General features: G+C 42.1%; 24 protein-coding genes. 8 read left to right on the top strand and 16 right to left on the bottom strand.

Annotation, left to right across the window (positions count from 1 at the left end; all coding sequences use genetic code 11):
* Positions 1-200 (bottom strand): HvfA family oxazolone/thioamide-modified RiPP metallophore (locus AB4298_RS17385; protein WP_527251186.1); only part of this gene is annotated, 200 nt, incomplete at its 3' end.
* A 373-nt stretch (positions 201-573) separates the two neighbouring features.
* Here AB4298_RS17385 and dusC point away from each other — a divergent pair.
* Together dusC and AB4298_RS17375 are read left to right on the top strand one after the other, a co-directional pair.
* Positions 574-1,518 carry a tRNA dihydrouridine(16) synthase DusC gene (gene dusC / locus AB4298_RS17380; protein ID WP_371987677.1) on the top strand — a complete coding sequence of 315 codons (945 nt, stop codon included), beginning with the start codon at positions 574-576 and terminating at the stop codon, positions 1,516-1,518.
* A gap of 128 nt (positions 1,519-1,646) precedes the next feature.
* The gene (locus AB4298_RS17375; RefSeq protein ID WP_248999263.1) at positions 1,647-2,003 is read left to right on the top strand and encodes a TraR/DksA C4-type zinc finger protein; all 357 of its coding nucleotides are present in this window, start codon (positions 1,647-1,649) and stop codon (positions 2,001-2,003) included.
* Between the two features lie 101 nt (positions 2,004-2,104).
* Here AB4298_RS17375 and AB4298_RS17370 read toward each other — a convergent pair whose 3' ends face one another.
* The 13 genes from AB4298_RS17370 to trmJ form a co-directional block, all read right to left on the bottom strand.
* Positions 2,105-4,747 carry a TonB-dependent receptor gene (locus AB4298_RS17370; protein ID WP_371987675.1) on the bottom strand — a complete coding sequence of 881 codons (2,643 nt, stop codon included), beginning with the start codon at positions 4,745-4,747 and terminating at the stop codon, positions 2,105-2,107.
* Positions 4,748-5,469: 722 nt separating this feature from the next.
* Positions 5,470-5,901 carry a nucleoside-diphosphate kinase gene (gene ndk / locus AB4298_RS17365; protein ID WP_220781760.1) on the bottom strand — a complete coding sequence of 144 codons (432 nt, stop codon included), beginning with the start codon at positions 5,899-5,901 and terminating at the stop codon, positions 5,470-5,472.
* Positions 5,902-6,130: 229 nt separating this feature from the next.
* Positions 6,131-6,301 carry a hypothetical protein gene (locus AB4298_RS17360; protein WP_248999265.1) on the bottom strand — a complete coding sequence of 57 codons (171 nt, stop codon included), beginning with the start codon at positions 6,299-6,301 and terminating at the stop codon, positions 6,131-6,133.
* A gap of 189 nt (positions 6,302-6,490) precedes the next feature.
* Complete coding sequence (iscX, locus tag AB4298_RS17355) at positions 6,491-6,688, bottom strand: Fe-S cluster assembly protein IscX (protein WP_248999266.1); 198 nt, start codon at positions 6,686-6,688, stop codon at positions 6,491-6,493.
* A gap of 191 nt (positions 6,689-6,879) precedes the next feature.
* Complete coding sequence (fdx, locus tag AB4298_RS17350; protein ID WP_220781757.1) at positions 6,880-7,218, bottom strand: ISC system 2Fe-2S type ferredoxin; 339 nt, start codon at positions 7,216-7,218, stop codon at positions 6,880-6,882.
* An 8-nt stretch (positions 7,219-7,226) separates the two neighbouring features.
* Positions 7,227-9,089 (bottom strand): Fe-S protein assembly chaperone HscA, encoded by a 1,863-nt coding sequence (gene hscA / locus AB4298_RS17345; protein WP_371987674.1) that lies wholly within the window; start codon positions 9,087-9,089, stop codon positions 7,227-7,229.
* Between the two features lie 68 nt (positions 9,090-9,157).
* Positions 9,158-9,682: a co-chaperone HscB gene (gene hscB / locus AB4298_RS17340; protein WP_220781755.1), complete on the bottom strand. Its 525-nt coding sequence runs from the start codon at positions 9,680-9,682 to the stop codon at positions 9,158-9,160.
* Between the two features lie 18 nt (positions 9,683-9,700).
* On the bottom strand, positions 9,701-10,024 hold the full coding sequence (gene iscA / locus AB4298_RS17335) for an iron-sulfur cluster assembly protein IscA (RefSeq protein ID WP_371987672.1): 324 nt from the start codon (positions 10,022-10,024) through the stop codon (positions 9,701-9,703).
* Between the two features lie 14 nt (positions 10,025-10,038).
* On the bottom strand, positions 10,039-10,422 hold the full coding sequence (iscU, locus tag AB4298_RS17330; protein WP_028767228.1) for a Fe-S cluster assembly scaffold IscU: 384 nt from the start codon (positions 10,420-10,422) through the stop codon (positions 10,039-10,041).
* Positions 10,423-10,463: 41 nt separating this feature from the next.
* Positions 10,464-11,678 (bottom strand): IscS subfamily cysteine desulfurase, encoded by a 1,215-nt coding sequence (locus tag AB4298_RS17325; protein WP_248999270.1) that lies wholly within the window; start codon positions 11,676-11,678, stop codon positions 10,464-10,466.
* An 82-nt stretch (positions 11,679-11,760) separates the two neighbouring features.
* Entirely contained in the window at positions 11,761-12,222 is a 462-nt protein-coding gene (gene iscR / locus AB4298_RS17320; RefSeq protein ID WP_028767226.1) for a Fe-S cluster assembly transcriptional regulator IscR, read from the bottom strand.
* Positions 12,223-12,418: 196 nt separating this feature from the next.
* On the bottom strand, positions 12,419-13,240 hold the full coding sequence (gene cysE / locus AB4298_RS17315) for a serine O-acetyltransferase (RefSeq protein ID WP_220781751.1): 822 nt from the start codon (positions 13,238-13,240) through the stop codon (positions 12,419-12,421).
* 21 nt (positions 13,241-13,261) lie between these two features.
* Positions 13,262-14,026, bottom strand: coding sequence for a tRNA (cytosine(32)/uridine(32)-2'-O)-methyltransferase TrmJ (trmJ, locus tag AB4298_RS17310; protein ID WP_371987671.1), 765 nt, complete (start codon positions 14,024-14,026; stop codon positions 13,262-13,264).
* 157 nt (positions 14,027-14,183) lie between these two features.
* Between trmJ and suhB the strand changes: the two genes are divergently transcribed.
* From suhB to AB4298_RS17295, 3 genes are all read left to right on the top strand, one after another.
* Positions 14,184-14,984 carry an inositol-1-monophosphatase gene (gene suhB, locus AB4298_RS17305; protein ID WP_220781749.1) on the top strand — a complete coding sequence of 267 codons (801 nt, stop codon included), beginning with the start codon at positions 14,184-14,186 and terminating at the stop codon, positions 14,982-14,984.
* Positions 14,985-15,522: 538 nt separating this feature from the next.
* The gene (locus tag AB4298_RS17300; protein WP_248999273.1) at positions 15,523-15,930 is read left to right on the top strand and encodes a phosphate-starvation-inducible protein PsiE; all 408 of its coding nucleotides are present in this window, start codon (positions 15,523-15,525) and stop codon (positions 15,928-15,930) included.
* 184 nt (positions 15,931-16,114) lie between these two features.
* Positions 16,115-16,411 (top strand): PilZ domain-containing protein, encoded by a 297-nt coding sequence (locus AB4298_RS17295; RefSeq protein WP_248999274.1) that lies wholly within the window; start codon positions 16,115-16,117, stop codon positions 16,409-16,411.
* Between the two features lie 83 nt (positions 16,412-16,494).
* Here AB4298_RS17295 and AB4298_RS17290 read toward each other — a convergent pair whose 3' ends face one another.
* On the bottom strand, positions 16,495-16,737 hold the full coding sequence (locus AB4298_RS17290) for a YecH family metal-binding protein (protein ID WP_371987668.1): 243 nt from the start codon (positions 16,735-16,737) through the stop codon (positions 16,495-16,497).
* Between the two features lie 235 nt (positions 16,738-16,972).
* Here AB4298_RS17290 and AB4298_RS17285 point away from each other — a divergent pair, with 235 nt between their 5' ends.
* The 3 genes from AB4298_RS17285 to AB4298_RS17275 all read left to right on the top strand — a co-directional run bounded on the left by AB4298_RS17285 (position 16,973) and on the right by AB4298_RS17275 (position 20,932).
* Positions 16,973-18,652 (top strand): LytS/YhcK type 5TM receptor domain-containing protein, encoded by a 1,680-nt coding sequence (locus tag AB4298_RS17285; protein WP_371987666.1) that lies wholly within the window; start codon positions 16,973-16,975, stop codon positions 18,650-18,652.
* Positions 18,649-19,359, top strand: a complete 711-nt coding sequence (gene btsR, locus AB4298_RS17280; protein WP_371987664.1) for a two-component system response regulator BtsR — start codon at positions 18,649-18,651, stop codon at positions 19,357-19,359. The genes AB4298_RS17285 and btsR overlap by 4 nt, the downstream gene beginning before the upstream one ends.
* A gap of 133 nt (positions 19,360-19,492) precedes the next feature.
* Complete coding sequence (locus tag AB4298_RS17275; RefSeq protein WP_371987662.1) at positions 19,493-20,932, top strand: carbon starvation CstA family protein; 1,440 nt, start codon at positions 19,493-19,495, stop codon at positions 20,930-20,932.
* 108 nt (positions 20,933-21,040) lie between these two features.
* Here the strand turns inward: AB4298_RS17275 and AB4298_RS17270 are convergent, their stop codons facing one another.
* The gene (locus AB4298_RS17270) at positions 21,041-21,589 is read right to left on the bottom strand and encodes a YaeQ family protein (protein WP_371987660.1); all 549 of its coding nucleotides are present in this window, start codon (positions 21,587-21,589) and stop codon (positions 21,041-21,043) included.
* Positions 21,590-21,666 lie beyond the last annotated feature (77 nt).

The raw sequence follows: 21,666 nt of genomic DNA, 5'->3' as shown, positions 1-21,666 counted from the left end.
CCGCACTTACCTTCTTTGGCATCTTTCTTCTCGCCGCCGCACTTACCTTCACCACACTTGCCTTCACCTGCAAATAATTGGTAACCAGCTTGCATTTCACTATAACCAAATGGGCTTGCTTGTACACTAGCAGTTAATGCACTCCCCATTACAACAGCACCTACAGCGACGGTCATTGCAGTTTTATTTACTAATTTCATAATATCATCCTTTTACTTACTCAATTTTGTATTGGTTACCAACAAAGCATTTTGCTGGCTTGCTTAACTAGACCTGCACACCAACAAAATAATTTCATTTTTTCTACAACTATCACATTTATGGCCCATAAAACCTGATAATGCAAATAATCATCTAGTTGAAATCGATTGATATTTAGGTTTTTAAACGTTTCAGTCATAGTCTATTAGCAACAAATCTAGCCAAGAGACTAGGCGGTAACATTCAAATAACATTACGCAATTAAAATATAAAACGATCGGTTCCTACCATTTTATTCATCACTCTATTTGGTTGTACTTAACCGATAAGGTAGAATGCAGCGCTTAAAATATTGATATATTGGACACTGCAGTGCGAATAATTTTGGCGCCTATGGAAGGCGTTGTTGACGATTTAATGCGAGAGATCCTCTCAGCAATCAACCCTTATGATCTTATGGTCACCGAATTTGTGCGGGTAGTTGATCAACTTTTACCTGAAAAGGTTTTTTATCGTATTTGCCCAGAGTTACAACATGGCGGACAAACCTTATCAGGTACACCAGTACGTGTGCAGTTGCTAGGCCAAGAACCTGGTTGGATGGCAGAAAATGCTATAAGAGCAATTGAGCTAGGCTCGAAAGGGGTTGATGTTAACTTTGGCTGCCCTGCAAAAATGGTTAATCGCAGTAATGGCGGCGCAGTTATGCTGCAGTATCCTGAGCAGCTTTATAATGTAGTCAAAGCTATGCGCGATGCTGTTCCGAGTGAGCACCCTGTCACCGCAAAGATTCGCTTAGGATTTAACGATAAGTCGTTATATATGGAAAACGCGCTTGCAATATATGAAGCTGGTGCAAGCGAACTAGCCGTACATGCCCGCAGCAAAGTAGATGGCTATAAACCACCTGCGTATTGGGAATACATAACCGATATCAACAATAAAGTCCCTATTCCTGTTATCGCTAATGGTGAGATCTGGAATAAGGATGATGCTGAGCGTTGCATGCAGGTGACAGGTTGCGATACCGTTATGGTTGGTCGTGGGGCTATCTCTTTGCCTAATTTAGCTGCAAGTATCAAAGGTGAAACCCCGTATACTTGGCAGCAGTCACTCGAACTCATGCTTGAATACACTGATCGAGAGTTAGAAGGTAGAAAAAGTACTTATTATCCAGCGCGGATCAAACAATGGTTTGGCTATTTAAACCGTCAATATAGTGAAGCTGACGAGTTATTTAGAGAGCTGAGAGTCTTTAAAACCGCCGAAGAAATTATCCAAGTATTAAGACAGGCTCGAGCAAAACTACCTGATTAGATCAATCTTAAGTATTATTTATGCCGCGTTGCCGCAAAATTTTGCCCAGAATTGATCTCAATCATAACGCGATATGTTTGCAGCATTAGACTGATAAGCCGTAAAGTCAATAATTGTAGGCAACTGAAGTGAGTACGAACCAAATCCAAACAACCTTAACCGCTATAGAATCGGATCTAAGAGTAAAGATTGGCGCACTCCCAGAAATGCAAGCCAAGCTAATGGACCAGCATGATTATTCTCTTTGTGAACTGATTCAAATCATGACAGAAGTTCACTTATGCGAGCATCCATTATTTTTCAATTTGATGCGTCTAGACGCTGCTAGGTGTCAGCTTGAAATTGGTTTGTATGGCGTGTGTAGTGATTGTGAGAATGAAATAGAGGCTGAGCGCTTAGCCGAAGATCCACTCGAGCAACGTTGTGCAAATTGTAGCGGCCAATTTAGCCGTCAACACCGACAAGAATTAAGACTTAATCATTAATTTTGTTTTAGGAGATTCAATCATTATTGCTTGCTATTGTTCAAGCGAAAAAAACCTCCTTTTCAGGAGGTTTTTTGATTTAAGCGAAACCTTAAATAGGCTTAGAATCTTTGGCTAATTCTCACGTAATAAGTACGACCAATCACATCATATAGCCCAACGTTTACATCACGGTAATCAGCATAATCATAATAGTTAGGTGCTTCAGCATCAAATAAGTTGTTCACACCAACCGTAATTGAACCATTTAACGAGTGGTTATAAGCAAACTGTACATTGTGCTTAAAGTAACTAGCATAGTCTTCATAACCATCCCAGTCAGATAGCTCACGGTAGTATTCTGCAGACTGACTACCAATATAAACCGTCGTCCATGCTGCTTGATAATCATCGAAGCTCCATGAAGCTACAAAGTTACCGCGCCAGTCCGGTGTATCAGTAACACCTGCATAGTCAATCATTTCAGATTCAGCATCATCTTGCTTTTTGAAATCTAAAACATGAGACACATCTACTTTAAAGTTAAAGTCACCAAGACCAGTTTCTAAATTATAAGCCGTTACAAAATCTAAACCTGATGTTTCAACCGTAGAAATATTACGAACACCTGACTCAATGTATTCAATTTTTCCATCTGGTCCACGTGTTACATACGGAGAAGAGCCTTCACGTAATTCATCACGCAGGATGTCATCAACGCTTACGGACTCAATTTTATTGTCATATGTAATTGAGTAGTATGAAATTTCTAGATTCCAATCATCAGTTACGTTCCAAACACCACCTAATGTAAATGAATTACCTTCTTCCGCTTCTAGATCTGGATTACCACCGAACCACGTTTTATGCTGATTGTTTGGATTACAATAAGTTGGGTCAACATTACCAGGTGTGTTACACCATAGATTATCAACTGAATCCTCAAAACTTAGAGATTGCGAAGAGAACATTTCCCCCATATTCGGCGCACGGAACGAATCACCATAGCTCGCACGCAGTAATAGCGAATCAACTGGGCGCCAGCTTAAGCCAAACTTAGGAACAACAGCATCAAATGTAGATGAATTAACGACTTCACCAGTAGCACCTGTCAAAGAGCCTTCTTGCTCATAACGTTCATAACGAACTGCTGCAGAAACTTCGAAATTAGCAGGTAATCCCATTTGTAACTCAAGGTAACCAGCTGTACGGTCACGAGTCGCGTCAACGTCATCACCACCAGAACCGCCCGAAATGATACCAGCAGCAGATTCAGGATCACTTGTTTGTTTAAAGTCAATCATCTCATACTCAGCACCCGCTACCATCGCTAAGCTGAAATCATCCTTTTCCATGATTAAAGTCGACACTAAACCATCAATTTGAGTACTTTCAAATTTACCTTGATAAACGCCTGTATGAGCAGCACTGCGGTATAAGTCTGTCATCTGTTGATTCCAGTCTTCGTAACTCATATTTGTAGTGTTAAAGATATCGTACTGCTCTGAATCAATACTTTGCTGGATTAAATTATCATTTACTAAGTTGTAGTTAAACGAGTTTGTCGTTGAAGTTGAATGCTGAACATTCGCTTCCCAATCTAAACCATTACCTACTTCAATATAACCAACTAAACCGGCCAAAATATCAAAGTTATTTGTTTCTGTTAGCGTGTCACGTTCACCAAGTTGTACTGAACGCATACGAATTTGAGTAATATCCTCTCCCGTTGGGTTATAAATATTATCTTTGCTCATTGTTGGTATGTTGGTAGACACCGGTGTACCAGCATAACGTGTTTCAGTGTCCGCTAAAGATGCTGAGGCACGACCTCTAAATTCAAGGTTATCAGTGATTTCATAATTGAAGTTTGATAATAAAGAGTTACGAGTTACGTCACCAAAGAGCTTGGTCACTGCACCGTAGCTATATAAACAACGACCATATTCGTCAGCAACAACATTCTCAGTTTCAGAGCATATTTCTTGATTACTCCCCCAACCAGAAGCCGTCTGATAGTTAGGCACTGAGCTAAAGCTACTATAAGCGTTGTATGTAGGGTCATCCATGTTCCAGATATCACGATCCATGACTGCGTCTGTGCCGTAATATTCATATGTTAGCGTGATATTACCTTTATCAGTATTGTATCCCGTTGCGATAGAAAAACGATTCGCATCGCCCCCGTCAATACTCGGTAACTCAGCACTATAGTCGAGTTGAACACCATCAAAGTTCTTTTTAGTAATAATGTTTACAACGCCTGCTACTGCATCAGACCCATAAACCGCAGAAGCACCATCACGAAGGATTTCAATCCTTTCTACAATTGCCATTGGAATCGAAGAGGTATCTGCCACCGAACCAGAGCTCGAACTAGTACCAGGCATACGACGTCCATCTAGCAATACCAATGTTGCAGATGCGCCCAAACCACGAAGGTTAACACTACTTGTTGAGCTAGCGCCTGCGCCGTAACCTGATGTACCACGCCAAGAGCCGAAGCTGTTAATAGCAGAGTTATTTAATACATCCGCTACTGTTTTCTCACCTGTCATTGCTATATCAGCAGCATTAATGACTGTGACAGGAGAGACGGTTTCCATGTCAACTTGCTTAATACGTGAGCCTGTTACTTGTATACGCTCTACTTTTTCTTCAGCAGCATCTTCCGCAAATGCTAATCCAGATAAAGCAACACTTGTCGCTGCAGCAGCTAATAAGCTACAACGTACAGCTTTTGCAGTTAAGGTTACAGAGTTCATATTTATCCCCTATTCTCCCATTATAAATAACAGAAGCGTTATATTTATTATTAATTATTTGAATATAAAGTTAATAACTTCGAAATAAATAATCTTTAATTTTAACTTTTAAGTCAATCACCATTACAAAAAAACAACTAAAAAGAGATAAATTGATACAAACAACAAGACGGAATACATAGAAAGCCTTCGAAACCAATAACTTAAAAACGACGACCATGGTAATGAAAACAATTAAACATGTATCAATCGCGGAGATAAATGTTAAATACTTACTACAAAGTTAATTTAAAAAAATATGATAATTAATTAACCAACTGATAAAGAATTAAGTTTAACACTAAGGAAACCCAGTTAAATAGCCGTTGAAATTAATATTAATTACTTACTTACTTTGTAAAGCCAAATAAAAAGCCAAACACAACCCTGCAACAATTATGGTTTAAATGTATCACTACCAACACAAGTTAAACTCGCAAACCAATTAAAGCTATTAACATTTATAACCATCAATACTGTTAATCTAGTATTCGAACCGGAACAAAAATAATGAATAAAATGAGGTGAGGTAATTAATCTTAAGTATATGAGCTTAAAAGAACAGTCAAGGTACAACAGTTAGCTAGGAATTGCCGCTTACGGGGAGCTAGAAGTTTATAGGTAGTTTATCCAAATAAACAAAAAAGGAGCCATTAGGCTCCTTTTTGTTTAACACGTTCGAATTAACGAGTACGTGCACATAGCTCGTCTGCGCTAAAGAAGTATGCAACTTCACGCTCAGCAGATGCTACAGAGTCAGAACCGTGGGCAGCGTTCTCATCGATGCTTTCAGCGAAATCTGCACGGATTGTACCTTCCGCAGCTTCAGCTGGGTTAGTAGCACCTAAGATTTCACGGTGAGCTAGAACAGCGTTCTCACCTTCAAGCGTTTGAACCATGATAGGACCAGAAGTCATGAATGCAACTAGTGCACCAAAGAAAGGACGCTCACTGTGCTCAGCGTAGAAGCCTTCAGCTTGCTCTTTGCTCAGGTGGATCATTTTAGAAGCGATGATTTTCAGGCCAGCCGTTTCAAAACGGTTATAGATAGCGCCAATGTGGTTTTTTGCAACTGCATCAGGCTTAATGATAGAAAAAGTACGTTCGATAGCCATGAAAAGCTTCCTTCTTAAATATAGGGTTTTTAATTTTCGCGCGGATTATACGAAATAATGACCCTATTGCCTACCCTTTGGCTATCATCTAATTGAGATAAGTCTGATATCCAAATACAAAAAGGCAGGATGCATCACACTTTCTAGCGGCATCAAGAAGAAATAGAACGCTAAATTAACTAATGCTAAACGATTGACCAACTAAATTAGCCAACCGTTTATCACTCTGTTACTTACGGTTTTTAACCCATACAAAACCAACCGCAATAACCGCTAATAGCGCTAGAGCCGGCGCTAAGTCCATAAAATGATGAAAAAGCCCAACACCACCGTGGCCTTCATGTGCAAAAGCAGCAGTTGGTGACAACAACATTGCTATGATTAATAATGACTTACGCATGCCAACATCCTTTTTAGAAAATAATTCTAACCGATGGTTCAGGGTTAAACACATCAGAATACCCATCCAAATTTAGACCAATTTGCGTAAATATAATTGATGCGGATCAACTCAAAGTGTCATTGCACGCTTTATCATCAATAGACAGGATAGAGATCACACTATTAACTAATGCGGGGTCAATTTGTCTTATTTTTCTGCAATCCAGTTGGCTTGAATCGCCTCAAGCACTCTTTCATTACAGTGGTTTGGGTCATCGTCAAAACACTCTAATCCCAATACCCATTCATTAAGATCGGTAAAACGAATAGTCTCAGGGTTTACCTCGGGGTACTGTTCTACGAGTTCTAAGGCGATCTCTAATGAATCAATCCACTTTAGTTTCATTACCATCCCTCTTTAAACTAAATTAATATAAGCCATTAATTTGTGTATAAGACACCTAATACCAATTGCATTGCGATAATTAACTATTGCCTTCTACCACGTTACGCTTTCAAGCGTTAATTTTGAGATACAAAAAAGCCAGTAACAAATGCTACTGGCTTTTTAATGTTACTTAGCAAGCTTATCTATTACTAGTTGCCTTCGCTTACCATGTTAATGGTGTACTTAGGAATATCGACTACTAAGTCAGAGGCTGGCACTCGTGATTGGCAAGATAGACGGCTTTCAGGCTCTAGGCCCCAAGCTTTATCTAGCATATCGTCTTCAAGCTCATCGCTTTCTTCTAGCTCGTCAAAGCCTTCACGAATAATGACGTGGCAGGTTGTACAAGCACAAGACTTTTCACAAGCATGTTCAATATGAATACCGTTACGTAGTGCAACGTCTAAAACCGTCTCGCCTTCTTGCGCTTCAACAACAGCGCCATCTGGACATAACTCTTCATGGGGTAAAAATACAATTTGTGGCATAACCTTACCTATATATTGTCAACCGACTGCCCTTTTAGAGCTAGCCTGATTGAATTATCCATACGCTTAGCAGCAAAGTCCTGCGTCGCTGTATCTAGTGCTTCAATCGCTTTTTCAATCGCATCAGCGTCATCTTCACTTGCGGTTTGAGCAAGTGCAGCCATATCAGCTTGGATGACTGTGCGTTCTTCATCTGACAGTAAATCACCGTCTTTATTTAAGGCAGCGCTTAATGACTCAAGCACGCGTGCTGCTTCAACTTGTTTTTCAGCTAACATGCGGCGAGTAATATCCTCTTTAGCATTTGCCATCGAGTCTTTTAGCATGCTACCGATTTCTTCATCACTTAAACCAAATGATGGTTTAACTTGAATACTTGATTGTACGCCAGTCGACTTTTCCATTGCAGTTACGCTAAGCAAGCCATCAGCGTCAACCTGGAACGTCACGCGAATATGCGCAGCGCCAGCAGCAAGGGGTGGGATCCCCTTTAAGGTAAATCTCGCAAGCGAGCGACAATCAGAAACTAATTCACGCTCACCTTGCACGACATGGAAAGCCATTGCCGTTTGACCATCTTTAAAGGTGGTAAACTCTTGTGCACGCGCAACTGGAATAGTGGTATTACGTGACACCACTTTCTCAACTAAGCCGCCCATGGTTTCGATACCCAGCGACAACGGGATAACATCGAGCAATAATAAGTCTGATTCAGGCTTATTGCCCACTAATATATCAGCTTGAATTGCAGCGCCAATGGCAACCACGCGATCAGGATCAATAGAAGTCAGTGGCGTTTTACCCATGAAGTTTTCAACTTCTTGGCGCACTAAAGGTACACGAGTAGAACCGCCAACCATCACAGTTTCTAGCACTTCATCATTACTCACGCCTGCATCACGCAGTGCACGACGACAACTTGCAACGGTTTTCTTTACAAGCTTGCTAATCAGGCTATCAAACAGCTCTCGGGTAACTGATAGCGATAAGGTAGCGCCGTTATCATCAATCACACTCGCAACCGTTTCAGCTGAATCTGTAAGCGCTTCTTTTACCCGGCGAGCTTCAATTTGCATCGAACGGTTTAAGCTGGCGCTAACATTAGTTAACTGCCATTGTTCAATAAAATGCGCTTGAAGCTGATGGTCGAAATCATCACCACCTAATGCAGAATCACCACCGGTGGCCAATACTTCAAATACGCCTTTGTTTAAACGTAAAATGGAAATATCAAAAGTACCACCGCCTAAGTCATAAACGGCAATCACACCTTCTTGACCAGAGTCTAAACCGTAAGCAATCGCTGCCGCTGTTGGTTCGTTTAATAAACGTAAGACTTTAACGCCAATTAGCGATGCGGCATCTTTAGTACCTTGACGCTGTGCGTCATCAAAATAGGCTGGAACCGTGATCACCACGCCTTCTAGCGTACCGCCAAGTGTTGATTCAGCACGCGCCACCAGCGGCTTTAAGATTTCCGCTGAAATTTGTACCGGATTAACTTTACCTTGAGGCGTAACAAAAATAGGTAAACCATTTTCGCTTGCTTCAAACGCATACGGCAAAGACTGCTCGCCAGACTGGATGTCGTTAAGACTGCGACCCATAAAGCGCTTAACAGATACTATGGTATTTTGTGGGTCTTGGGCAGAAAACGCTTCGGCTGCTAGACCTACTTGTACGCCGTCTTGTGTATATCGAACAACTGAAGGTAATGAATGCTGTTCATCTTCATTGGGTAAGGTGTTCGCCACGCCACTACGCACTGCAGCAACAAGTGAGTTAGTGGTGCCTAAATCGATCCCCACTGCGAGACGATGTTGGTGGGGAGCAGCGCTCTGTCCAGGCTCTGCTATCTGCAAAAGTGCCATAAATATCCACTTAAAAAAATGTTGGCTCAAAAACTTGAGCCAACAATATTAAAAATTAACGCCGCTGGCTAATCTAAGAGTGCGTCTTCCACTCTAGCCAACTCGTCTTGTAATTTTGCCATAAACTTGAGTTTACGAATTTGATCTGCAGCCTGCAAATGTTCCGCTTCGAGATCGCTCACTAACAGCACTTTTAGTTGTGCTGTGATCTGTTTTGCGTATTGCTCAAACGAATCATATAAAGCGGCGATTTCATCATCAGGCTCATCGCAATGGGCAATATCTTCAAGCGACTCACGCCATTCCATCTGCTGCATTAAAAACGCGGTGTCTTTAAGCGTGGTGGTTTCATGGCTAATCTCTATTCCTTTAAGTGCAAGCAAATGCTCGGCGCGCTGAATAGGATTTTTAAGCGTTTGAAAGGCGTCATTGATTTGCGCAGTGCGCTGCACTGAAAGACGTTTATCTTGTTCGCTTGCGTTGGCAAACTTGTCGGGATGAACCGCCCTTTGCAGTTCGCGGTAGCGATCTGCAAGTAAGGCGGTGTCGACATCATAGGAAGGAAGTAAACTAAACAGCTCGAAATAATTCATAGTTTAACTTTAAGTGATTTAAACGGTAAAACTCTCGCCGCAACCACATTCACCTTTCGCATTTGGGTTATTAAATTGGAAACCTTCGTTTAGACCTTCTTTAACAAAGTCCAACTCAATCCCTTGAAGATAGATAAAGCTTTTAGCATCGATAATGATTTTTACACCATCAATGTCATAAAGTTCATCGTCGTCATTAAGGTCATCAACAAACTCAAGTACATAAGCCATGCCAGAACAACCTGATGTCTTAAGTCCTAAGCGTAAGCCTAAACCTTTGCCACGGCTAGTTAAGAAACTCTTAACACGTTCAGCCGCAGCGGGAGTGATACTAATTGCCATCTTAACTCCAGGTATTACTTAGATTGCTTTGTTTTGTACTCTTCAAGAGCGGCTTTAATCGCGTCTTCAGCCAAAATTGAGCAATGAATTTTTACTGGTGGTAATGCTAACTCTTCAGCAATGTCAGTGTTTTTAATCGCGCCAGCTTCTTCAATTGTTTTACCTTTAACCCACTCAGTCACAAGCGAGCTAGAAGCAATGGCACTACCACAACCATATGTCTTGAATTTAGCATCTTCAATAATACCGTTATCGTCGATACGCAGTTGCAGCTTCATTACGTCACCACAAGCTGGCGCACCAACCATACCCGTTACTACTGACGGATCGTTCTTATCAAATGAACCTACGTTACGTGGGTTTTCGTAATGATCGATTACTTTTTCGCTATAAGCCATGATACAACTCCAATTTATCTATTCGTGAATTAAGTTAAGGGTTAGTGATGTGCCCACTGGACTGAATCCAGATCGATACCGTCTTTGAACATTTCCCAAAGCGGAGACATTTCCCTTAAATTACCAATAGATTCTTTAATCGTTTCTATTGCATGGTCGATCTCTTCATCAGTCGTGAAACGACCGATTGAGAATCGAATTGAGCTGTGTGCCATTTCATCATTCAGACCCAATGCACGTAATACGTAGCTTGGTTCTAGACTTGCTGAAGTACATGCTGAACCTGAAGATACTGCTAAGTCTTTTAATGCCATCATCAACGACTCACCTTCAACGAAGTTGAAGCTCACGTTTAGGCTACCGCAGTGTCTGTTTTCCATATCACCGTTGATATAAGTCTCTTCGATATGGTTAATACCATTCCAAAGCTTGTCGCGCAGGCGACGAATGCGCTCGTTGTCCACATCCATATCCGCTTTTGCAATTGCAGCAGCTTCGCCCATACCCACAATTTGGTGAGTTGCTAGCGTACCACTGCGCATGCCGCGCTCATGTCCGCCACCGTGCATTGCTGCTTCTAGACGAATACGTGGCTTACGGCTCACATATAGTGCGCCAATACCTTTAGGTCCATACATTTTATGGCCAGAAATTGATAGCAAATCGACTTTAGTCTTTTGCACATCAATCGGCATTTTACCTGCACTTTGTGCTGCATCGACATGGAATACGATTTTGCGTGAACGACATAGCTCACCAATCGCGTCGATATCTTGAATAACACCAATTTCGTTATTCACTTGCATGATGCTCACTAAAATAGTGTCTTCACGCATTGCTGCTTCAATCATAGCAACTGGAATGAGACCACTTGGCTCAGGCTGAAGGTAAGTCACCTCATAACCTTCACGCTCAAGTTGACGACAAGTATCTAGAACCGCTTTGTGTTCTGTCTTGCTAGTGATGATGTGCTTGCCTTTCTTGTGGTAGAAGTGAGCAACACCTTTAATTGCAAGGTTGTCAGACTCAGTTGCACCAGACGTGAAAACAATTTCACGTGGGTCAGCATTGATAAGATCTGCAATTTGGTTACGCGCAATATCAACCGCTTCTTCAGCTTGCCAGCCGTAACGGTGAGAACGAGACGCTGGATTACCAAAAATGCCGTCCATTGTCATGCACTTCATCATTTTCTCTGCAACGCGAGGGTCAACCGGCGTCGTCGCAGCATAATCTAAATAGATAGGTAGCTTCATCACACACTCCGTACTTTGTAGTCTCTAACAGAGACTACTTACAACGTACAAAAAATAATTTTTATATTCATAACAAAAGCTGCTAAATGCTGAGCCTTTGCTCCTGCTGCAATTTATCCTGTTTAACGGAGATAAACTGCACATCTCTTTTATGCATTAATCCTGCTAACGATATGCCATTCAAGAAATCGGAGATTTGATTGCTTAAATCTCCCCAAAGAGAATGGGTTAAACATCGCGTTCCACTCTGGCAGTTTCCCTGACCTTGACAACGAGTTGCATCGACGGACTCATCAACCGCACGTACAACCATACCAACAGAGATTTCACATGCGTCAGTACCTAGGCGGTATCCACCACCGGGCCCACGGACACTTGAAACCAAGCCGTTTTTTCTAAGTTTTGCAAAGAGTTGTTCGAGGTAAGATAGAGAGATCCCTTGACGCTCAGAAATATCGGCTAATGGTACGGGACCATTTGTAGAATGCATAGCAACATCTAGCATTGCTGTGACTGCGTACCGACCTTTCGATGTAAGTTTCATGCTACTACGTCTCCCAAAAAAGCATAGGCTAATTTCAACATACCCGACTGTTTTAGTCAAGTATAAAACCTAGCGATTTGGTCAGGTATTAATAGGATCATGACAGGAAATTAAATACCCCGTCATTTTGCTGGGGTATTTAACCTGTTTATTAGGCAAGATTCAATGGCATTTAAGATTTTAAACGCACATTCTGCTAGATAATGGGATCAAACTCATCTATTGACTTCTGACGCTTCTGCGCTGCCGCAATTTCTGCGTCGCTGAAATCTTCAACATCAAGCTCTGGAAGCTTCTCAGTACAAACACTACCGCCTAAAGTTTGTACCGCTTGGCACACTTCCTGTACTTTTGAATCCATCAAATGCATATGATCGAGCATCTGCCCAATGGCATTAGCAACCGGATCAGGATTATCAGGTGATACCGCGTAGGCATCAAAGCCATACTTCTTTGCCATTTCTGTACGGCGTTGGGAGGTTTCTTTAGACTGCGCAGATGGCGTTGCGACCACACGACCAGGAATACCGACAACAGTGGTATCTGCTGGTACGTCTTTAACCACGACTGAATTAGAGCCAACACGGGCACCGTCGTTCATGGTGATCGGACCTAATATCTTAGCGCCAGCACCAATCACCACATTATTGCCTAATGTCGGGTGACGTTTGCCCGCTTGCCAAGTGGTTCCACCTAAGGTCACACCATGGTAAAGCGTACAGTCGTTACCAATATTGGCGGTTTCACCAATCACCACGCCCATACCATGATCGATGAAGAAGCGATCACCAATGGTTGCACCAGGATGGATTTCAACCCCAGTTAACCAACGTGAAAAGGTTGATAGACATCGCGCTGAAAGTCGCCAATTTCTTACCCACAGTTTATTGCTTACCCTGTGGATCCAAATCGCCTGCATTCCCGGGTAATTGAATAGAATTTCAATGGTTCCGTTAGCGGCGGGATCTCTATGGTAAATAGAGGCTATGTCGTCTTTCAGTCTTGCGATAACACCCATTTAGCTACTTCCTTTTTAGCGCTACTTTTCTTTAGTCTCATTTTTGGCGACGACTTTATCAATCGAAGTCAAAATACCGCGCAAGATATTCATCTCTTGGCGTTCAATACGGGTACGGCTAAACAAACGACGTAACTTAGTCATTATCTGGCCGGGATGATTTTTAACGATAAAATTAGTCGACAGCAATGTATTTTCTAAATGCTCGAAGAAATTCTCACGCTCTCTTGAAGATGGAAACGCTTCAAGGTTTTCATCATTTTCATCAATTGGAGTTGGTTCAACACCGCTTTCAACTTGAGCTAAGTGCGCAACTCGCGCCTCATAACAAATGATTTGCACAGCTTGTGCTAAGTTAAGCGAGGTATATTCAGGATTAGCCGGAATTGCTACGTGGTAATCACAGCGCTGTAGCTCTTCATTAGTCAGACCGTTATTTTCACGACCAAACACAATCGCCACTGGACCATTAAGCGCAGAACCTACAAGCTTCTCACCCGCTTCACGCGGCTCAAGCATCGGCCAGTCCAAGGTACGGCTGCGCGCACTGGTTGCGATAACCAAGCTACAATCTGCAATGGCTTCTTCTACAGAGCTAACTGTTTTCGCATGCTTTAAAATATCTGAAGCACCTGCAGCTAAGGCAATAGAGTGCCCATCAGGCTCTACCTTTGGCTCAGCCAGATATAAAGTGGATAACCCCATGGTTTTCATAGCACGGGCTGTTGAACCTATATTCCCTGGGTGGGAAGTACCGACAAGAACGACACGAATATTGCTGAGCATGAAACTACTTATATTTTCTGAGAGAACACGTGAAAGAATGTTACCACAAGCACCTCATTTTGCTTATACAAAAATCAGCATTTGATATAACTGTCAAATAGAGTATAATCCGCCTCCGATAATTTATATCCGTTCTTTTACATCCAGGGGATTTGCAATGCTTCCAATGCATACCATTGCTGTGCGCGCTGCTCGCGCTGCCGGCCAAACTATTGTACGCGCCTATGCGGAACTAGACCGTATAGAAGTCACCTCTAAAGGTGTTAACGACTACGTGACTAACGTAGACAAGGAAGCTGAAGCTGCAATCACGTATCAGATCCGTAAAGCTTACCCAGACCACACAATCGTTTGTGAAGAAAGCGGTGAGAATAAAGGAACTAACAAAGATTACGTTTGGATTGTTGACCCTCTGGATGGCACTAATAACTTCGTAAGAGGTATTCCTCACTTTGCTGTATCTATCGCGATGCAGTTTAAAGGCAAGACCGAAGTTGCAGTTGTTTACGATCCTATCCGTGATGAATTGTTCTCTGCTGTACGCGGTAAGTTCGCTAAGCTTAACGATTTCCGTATCCGTGTTAAAAACACAGATTTGAACGAAACTATCATTGCGACTGGTTTCCCATTCAAAGCTAAGCAACACACTGAAACTTACATGAAATTGTTTGCTGCTGCATTCACTCAGTCTGCAGACGTACGTCGCGCAGGTTCTGCAGCACTTGATCTAGCTTACCTTGCAGCTGGCCGTGTTGATGGTTTCTTCGAAATCGGTCTTAAGCCATGGGATATCGCTGCTGGCGACCTAATCGTACGTGAAGCTGGTGGTACTGTTACTGACTTTACTGGTAACCACAACTACCTAGTGTCTGGCAACATCGTTGCTGGTACACCAAAGACTACGATTGCACTACTTAAGACTTTCCGCCCATTATTGAGCGAAGCACTTAAGCGTTAATTTGCTTTAGTGAGATAATTAAACCGCCTTTATGGCGGTTTTTTTATAGCTGTTTTCTATATCAGCGCTAGCGAAACTACATCAAAAATAACCAAAGCCAATATTAACTCACGAAAACAGCTGATTAAGTTACGCTAAATAGATCGTATATTTATACGTACCAAACAAAAAATTCGGTGCCGAACACTAACCCTCCCGTTCCCTTCCTTTAAACAGCACTGCTGTACTAGCAGTAGTAAGCTAAATACTACCCTCATTATTATTCAATCTTTTTGTTATTTTTTAATCAGAAAAAATTCATACAGTCTAGCGTTATATACTTAGACTTATACCAACAACATTTGTAGGTAATTTATTGCTACGGTTGACAGAAAGATAACGCCGATGAGCGTTAACGACTTAATTGACAATAAATGGTGAAAAAGCAAAATCAACAAATGAAATTTTAAAACGCAATTGTGAATAATGTCACATCGATAATGTCACATTATTTTAATTTGCTGATACCCTTTATCAAACGACTGTAATAGGGAATACCATGGATAAAATGTATCGAAAATATGGCATTAGCAGTATTAAAGCCATTGAGCATCTCGTATTAATCATTATAGCAATTTCGACTGTTGTCGCGATTGGCCAAGAAATTAAACATATTTTCGATGTAGGCGCAGTAACACTTGCCGATCTACTTCTACTGTTTATTTACCTTGAAGTACTAGCAATGGTGTCGCATTACGCAGAGTCGGGTAAACTGCCCATTCGTATGCCACTGTATATTGCTATCGTCGCGTTAGCTCGTTACCTAATCCTTGACATGAAAGCTATGGATGATTGGCGAATTATTGCGATATCACTATCGACACTAACTCTTGCAGCAACAGTCATAGTGATCCGCTGGGGACAGTTAAAACTACCTTACCCACGCCCCAAAGAAGAAGATTTATAGGTCAATTGCTCATCGTTGCCTAGTTCAATACTTCTAAATGCCTGAACATCTGCTTCAGGCATTTTTTTATATTGTAAATCGCAGTGTTTTTTATCCTATAATGCTCATAATAACTTTCGCTTTAATTATCTTGGTAAGATCTTTAAGCTATCTAGTTATGCGCTTGACCTAAGGATAACTCAGTATGGAAAGCTACCAAGAAGAGAGACGCCGTTCTATCCGCGTTGATATGGAGTCAGAAACAGTGAATATCGCCATACAAAGCGATGTTGACGTAATCACTAAGCCTGCTATTGCCCGTTGTATCGATCTTTCACGTAAAGGCGCGTTACTACACTGCCAACAAGCTATGCCCCTAGGAACCTTAATTGCCATTACGTTTAATGCCGGTAAAGAGAACCAAAATAGCGTAAAAGGGCAAGTTTGCCGATGTATCACACTAGACGATCAAAGTTTCCACGTTGCCTTGCAACTCATATAAGTATTGCTTAACCCAGCCTTCGAACTCTAGTCGATAAAAAGCCTGCAAAAGCAGGCTTATATACGTTAATCCATCACAGGTTTTTAGTGATTACAGATCCTATCTGCTGCGGTTTCAATCCCAGCCTCAGAATGAATAAACTTACCTTTCTTTTCTAGAAACTCGATCAACTCATCAGCATTCATCTCGGAAGCTGAGCAAGTGTGATAGTGGGCTTGCTCGCCAAAAGTAGTATGCATTAATTGACTTAACGCTGATTTTGTTAACGACTGACCCTGTGCGAGCATAAGCTCCATCACTTGATGACCATGAACTGACTCTGACATATTCTACCTACCCTTAAACTGTACACGTTAAGCTGCATATATAAAGCATTTTATACGCTATCTATTCCGACAAAACTTTGATCTCGCTAGCAGTCAGATGATTCTCACTAAAATTACGTAGGCAGATCTTAACTAAGCACATAATATTAGCGAATCGAATTAAACTCGCCGACACACTTTTCTGAACCATGATTCTGATAAGCTGTGATAGGTCCAAGATATAAATGAGTCGCTTATGTCGTTAATTTTATTACTAACTCAACAGATGAGCCTTTATATGGTCATTGTCTACCTTGTTAGTAAGACTCCTTTGTTTAAACTCTTCACCGAAGCGGCTACTCGCCTGCCCCATAAAGTGTTTATCTACCTGATATTTTCAAGCTTTTGCATTATGGCTACCTACTTCGGTGAACAAACCAATGACGCTATTGCAAATACTCGCGCTATGGGCGCTGTACTCGGTGGATTACTAGGTGGCCCAGTCACTGGTTTTTTAGTTGGCTTAACAGGTGGCTTACACCGTTACAGCATGGGCGGATTTACCGATCTTGCCTGCGCAATATCAACCACACTTGAGGGCTTATCTGCGGGGTTATTTAGTTATTACTTACGTCGTATTGGCCATCAGGAGTTAATTTACTCACCGCTAATGGTTTGCATCGTTACCTTTGCCGCCGAAATCATGCAGATGCTAGTAATCGTATCTGTTGCCAAACCTTTCGATGATGCTTGGCTTTTGGTGCAGCAAATAGCTTTGCCTATGTTATTGATCAACTCGGTTGGCGCTGCATTATTCATGAGTATTATCCGCGACCAAAAGGCCATGTATGACAAAATGTCATCGGTGTTTTCAACGCAATCATTGCGGATAGCCGAGCGCAGCGTGGGAATATTATCAGACGGGTTTAACGAAGAAAGCTGCATGCAAGTAGCACAAATCGTTAAGCAGGAAACCCAAGTGGGTGCTGTTGCGATTACCGATACAGAGAAACTACTCGCGTTTTGCGGTATTGGCGATAACCACCATATTACCGGAACACCTATTTCATCCAAACTAACCCAAGATGCAATTGAGCAAGACAAAGTGATGTTCGCAGATGGCGTTAACATGGCCTACTCCTGCTCTATCTCAAAAGAGTGTCAATTGGGTTCTTGCTTGGTGATCCCGCTTCGCTCTGATGCAGAGGTCATTGGCACGATTAAACTGTATGAGCCTAAAAAGAAGTTGTTCTTAAATATCAACCGCAGTTTAGGTGAAGGATTAGGTCGATTACTGTCTAACCAAATCTTATATGGTCGTTTTGCTGCCCAGCAAAATTTATTGGTTCAGTCAGAACTCAAGTTATTGCAGGCTCAAGTTAACCCGCACTTTTTATTTAACGCGCTTAATACCATTGCAGCAATCATTCGCCGCGACCCCAATACTGCTCGTAGACTTATTCAAAACTTATCGCAATTTTTACGAATTAACTTAAAGCGCACAACAGGGCTTGTCACCCTGGCAGATGAGCTCGAACATATCGACTCTTACCTCACAATAGAGAAAGCGCGCTTTATTGATAAGCTTACGGTCAATATCGAAATCGCAGATAATTTATTACACTATAAATTGCCTGCATTTACACTGCAGCCCATCATTGAGAACGCAGTGAAACATGGCACATCAAATATGCTTGAATCTGGTGTCATTACGGTTAGGGGCGAGCAATTAGCTGATTCAACGTTACTATTGTCTGTCACCGATAATGCAGGTCTGTATAAAGCAAAAACAGACAGCGAAGGGCTTGGAATGAATATCGTTGATAAGCGTATTCAAAATATGTTCGGCGCACAATTTGGTATTGCCATAGATTTTAAAACTGGCAGTTACACCACTATCAGTATTCATCTGCCTATTATGGAGGCTAACATTTGATCACTTGTATCATTATTGACGATGAACCTTACGCCAGAGATGAAATCGCCATTTTACTGGAAAATGAACCAGACATTGAAGTACTTGCCCAGTGCAGTAATGCCGTAGAAGCCATTCAAGCTATTACTAAACTTAAACCGCAGCTAATATTTTTAGATATCCAGATGCCAAAAATTTCAGGGTTAGAGCTGGCAGCAATGCTAGATCCTGATAATTTACCGCGGATCGTATTTATCACCGCTTTTGATGAGTACGCCATTACCGCATTTGAGAAGCAGGCTTTTGATTACTTATTAAAGCCTATAGATGATGCACGTTTTGCCAACACAGTTGCTAGATTACGCAAAGACTTAACACCTAAAGTGCTAAGTCCTATTGCGGAGGAAAAACTGGCACATATTCCCTGCTTTAGCGGCAATAAGTTGAAAGTTATCGCAACAGAAGCCGTACAATATGTTTATAGCGACGTAAGTGGTGTCCATGTAGCGACAGATAATGAACTTGTCCACACCCATATGACGTTAAGGGTTTTGGCAGAAAAAACCTCGCTTATCTATTGCCACAGGCAGTACTTAATCGCCCCAGCTGCCATTGCTGAAATTGAAATTCAAGAGGCTGGCACCGAGGTAACAACCCGCTCTGGCGCTAAGGTTCCCGTATCCCGTCGTTACTTAAAGCAGCTAAAACAGCTGTTTGGTTTCCAATAGGGTAAAATCGTTAACCGCTTAGGTCAGTATGTTACCACTGACCTTGGCTATTTGACCGCTGAGCTATTTGCCACTTTCCCGTTCAATAAATACGTTTACACTCCCGAGCATTATAAGATTGGAGAGTGTTATTATGTCGTGGTTTTTCCTTTGCGTCGGTCTATTGATCGGTGGCTACTTTATCTACGGTGCATTTGTCGAAAAGGTTTTCGGCATCAATGCTAAGCGCCAAACCCCTGCGTTTACTAAAACAGACGGTGTTGACTATGTACCGATGTCAAAAGGTAAAGTGTATTTAATTCAGCTACTCAATATCGCTGGTGTGGGTCCTATCTTTGGTCCTATCCTAGGTGCGCTTTATGGCCCGGCAGCAATGTTATGGATTGTATTAGGCTGTATTTTTGCTGGTGCCGTTCACGACTACTTCTCAGGTATGTTGTCAGTACGCAACAATGGTGAATCAGTACCAAGCCTTGCGGGTAAATACTTAGGTAAAGGCGCTAAGCACTTTATGAATGTATTTGCCATTATCCTACTGCTTCTTGTTGGTGTAGTCTTTATCTCTGCTCCAGCAGGCCTTTTAGCCAAGCTGACAGGTTGGGATCTGAGCATTTTTGTCGGTATTATCTTCTTCTACTACTTAATTGCGACTATCGTACCTGTAGACAAGATCATTGGCCGTCTGTATCCATTCTTTGGCGCACTATTAGTTTTCATGTCTGTTGGCTTAACCATCGCACTAATCGTATCAAGCGAGCACAGCTTATTGCCTGGCGTTGAAGTGGGTGACTTCCTAACTAATCTTAACCCGAATGACATGCCTCTATGGCCTGCGCTATTCATCACTATTGCCTGTGGTGCGATTTCAGGTTTCCACGCCACACAGTCACCATTGATGGCACGTTGCGTTGAAAACGAATCAAATGGCCGCTTCGTGTTCTTTGGTGCCATGATTGGTGAAGGTATTATTGCACTGATCTGGTGTGCTATCGCATTATCATTCTTTGGTGGTGTTGAAGGCCTAAACGCGGGCATGGCGGGTAACCCTGCAAACGTGGTTTATGAGGCATCGACTGGCCTTCTAGGCGCTGTAGGTGGTTTCCTCGCAGTTTTAGGTGTAATCGTATTGCCTATCACTTCTGGTGACACCGCGTTCCGTAGTGCGCGCCTGATTCTAGCTGAGTTCTTCAAAATGCCACAAACTGAGCTACCAAAGCGCTTAATGTTTGCAATACCATTGTTTGCAGCTGGCGCAGTATTGACTCAAGTCGACTTTGGTGTGATTTGGCGCTACTTCGGCGTGGCAAACCAAGCGACTGCGGTAATGATGTTATGGACAGCATCGGCTTACTTGCTACGTCTAAACAAGTTCCATTGGATCTGTACGATTCCAGCCATGTTTATGACAACAGTAGTGATTAGCTTCCTATTAAGCTCGCCAACTCTTGGCGCTGGTCTACCGATGACGTTGTCGACAATTGCCGGTATCGTATCAACCTTAGTAATCACCGGGTTGATCATGGTTAAGACAAAAGGCAAAGGCGACATAGAGTCGGCTGCTGGAGAAGCTTAATTAATTGCGAGTTAAAGCAAATAAAAAGCCAGTCATTTGACTGGCTTTTTTAATTTGCATTCAAGTGCACTCAACTAGAGTATGCTTAGTTGCTCAATAACCTAAAGCCTACTCCTGCACGCCCTTAAGTAACTCAGGCTCTACAAGTACAGAGTTGTCGTTATCAGAGATCCAGATCTGGCCCTCACAGATATTAAACTGCAAAGACATATTACGACCGACCAATTGTCCCATCGCTTTAACAGCCTCTTCAGGGATGTTCCAAACCGTTAAATTACTATAACGTTCTAGCAGCGGTTCATTTTGCTTCCACCAAATCGGCACACTACGGCCGCCATAGGTAATAAGCTGTACTTGTTTTGCACGGCCGCAAGCTTTACGAAGCCACTTCTCATCGCTTTGACCGAATTCAACCCATAGGTTAATTTCATCGGATAAGGATTTATCCCAAAGTTCTGGCTCGTCATCGACGCACAGTCCTTTACTAAACGTCAGTGAATCACTTGCGTTCATAGCAAAAGCAAGGAGCCTTACCATCATGCGTTCATCGGTTTCTGACGGATGCTGAGCAACCGTTAATTGATGGTCTTGATAATAGCCACGGTCCATATCGGCGATTTGGATAGCGATTTTAAATACGGTAGCTTTCTTAGCCATGAGTGATGTTCACAATAGAATTTGCGCCAAGTTTACCTCAATTTAGTGGCGCAACACATGATCACGTCACTAAAAAG

This window comes from Shewanella sp. 10N.261.52.F9 (assembly GCF_041471165.1).
GTDB lineage: Bacteria > Pseudomonadota > Gammaproteobacteria > Enterobacterales > Shewanellaceae > Shewanella > Shewanella marinintestina.
The sequence above is the reverse complement of the archived record's forward strand: the minus strand, read 5'-3'. Positions and strand labels throughout refer to the sequence as shown.

Bases quoted from the DNA above. Each gene is read 5' to 3' on its own strand.
- AB4298_RS17325 (WP_248999270.1), bottom strand. From the start codon at position 11,678: ATGAAGCTACCTATCTATTTAGATTATGCTGCGACGACGCCGGTTGAC.
- AB4298_RS17285 (WP_371987666.1), top strand. From the start codon at position 16,973: ATGTCGTTAATTTTATTACTAACTCAACAGATGAGCCTTTATATGGTC.
- AB4298_RS17275 (WP_371987662.1), top strand. From the start codon at position 19,493: ATGTCGTGGTTTTTCCTTTGCGTCGGTCTATTGATCGGTGGCTACTTT.
- iscU (WP_028767228.1), bottom strand. From the start codon at position 10,422: ATGGCTTATAGCGAAAAAGTAATCGATCATTACGAAAACCCACGTAAC.
- iscX (WP_248999266.1), bottom strand. From the start codon at position 6,688: ATGAAACTAAAGTGGATTGATTCATTAGAGATCGCCTTAGAACTCGTA.
- hscB (WP_220781755.1), bottom strand. From the start codon at position 9,682: ATGAATTATTTCGAGCTGTTTAGTTTACTTCCTTCCTATGATGTCGAC.
- AB4298_RS17290 (WP_371987668.1), bottom strand. From the start codon at position 16,737: ATGTCAGAGTCAGTTCATGGTCATCAAGTGATGGAGCTTATGCTCGCA.
- ndk (WP_220781760.1), bottom strand. From the start codon at position 5,901: ATGGCTATCGAACGTACTTTTTCTATCATTAAGCCTGATGCAGTTGCA.
- iscR (WP_028767226.1), bottom strand. From the start codon at position 12,222: ATGAAACTTACATCGAAAGGTCGGTACGCAGTCACAGCAATGCTAGAT.
- AB4298_RS17270 (WP_371987660.1), bottom strand. From the start codon at position 21,589: ATGGCTAAGAAAGCTACCGTATTTAAAATCGCTATCCAAATCGCCGAT.
- fdx (WP_220781757.1), bottom strand. From the start codon at position 7,218: ATGCCACAAATTGTATTTTTACCCCATGAAGAGTTATGTCCAGATGGC.
- AB4298_RS17360 (WP_248999265.1), bottom strand. From the start codon at position 6,301: ATGCGTAAGTCATTATTAATCATAGCAATGTTGTTGTCACCAACTGCT.
- hscA (WP_371987674.1), bottom strand. From the start codon at position 9,089: ATGGCACTTTTGCAGATAGCAGAGCCTGGACAGAGCGCTGCTCCCCAC.
- AB4298_RS17370 (WP_371987675.1), bottom strand. From the start codon at position 4,747: ATGAACTCTGTAACCTTAACTGCAAAAGCTGTACGTTGTAGCTTATTA.
- trmJ (WP_371987671.1), bottom strand. From the start codon at position 14,026: ATGCTCAGCAATATTCGTGTCGTTCTTGTCGGTACTTCCCACCCAGGG.
- AB4298_RS17295 (WP_248999274.1), top strand. From the start codon at position 16,115: ATGGAAAGCTACCAAGAAGAGAGACGCCGTTCTATCCGCGTTGATATG.
- cysE (WP_220781751.1), bottom strand. From the start codon at position 13,240: ATGGGTGTTATCGCAAGACTGAAAGACGACATAGCCTCTATTTACCAT.
- AB4298_RS17300 (WP_248999273.1), top strand. From the start codon at position 15,523: ATGGATAAAATGTATCGAAAATATGGCATTAGCAGTATTAAAGCCATT.
- iscA (WP_371987672.1), bottom strand. From the start codon at position 10,024: ATGGCAATTAGTATCACTCCCGCTGCGGCTGAACGTGTTAAGAGTTTC.
- suhB (WP_220781749.1), top strand. From the start codon at position 14,184: ATGCTTCCAATGCATACCATTGCTGTGCGCGCTGCTCGCGCTGCCGGC.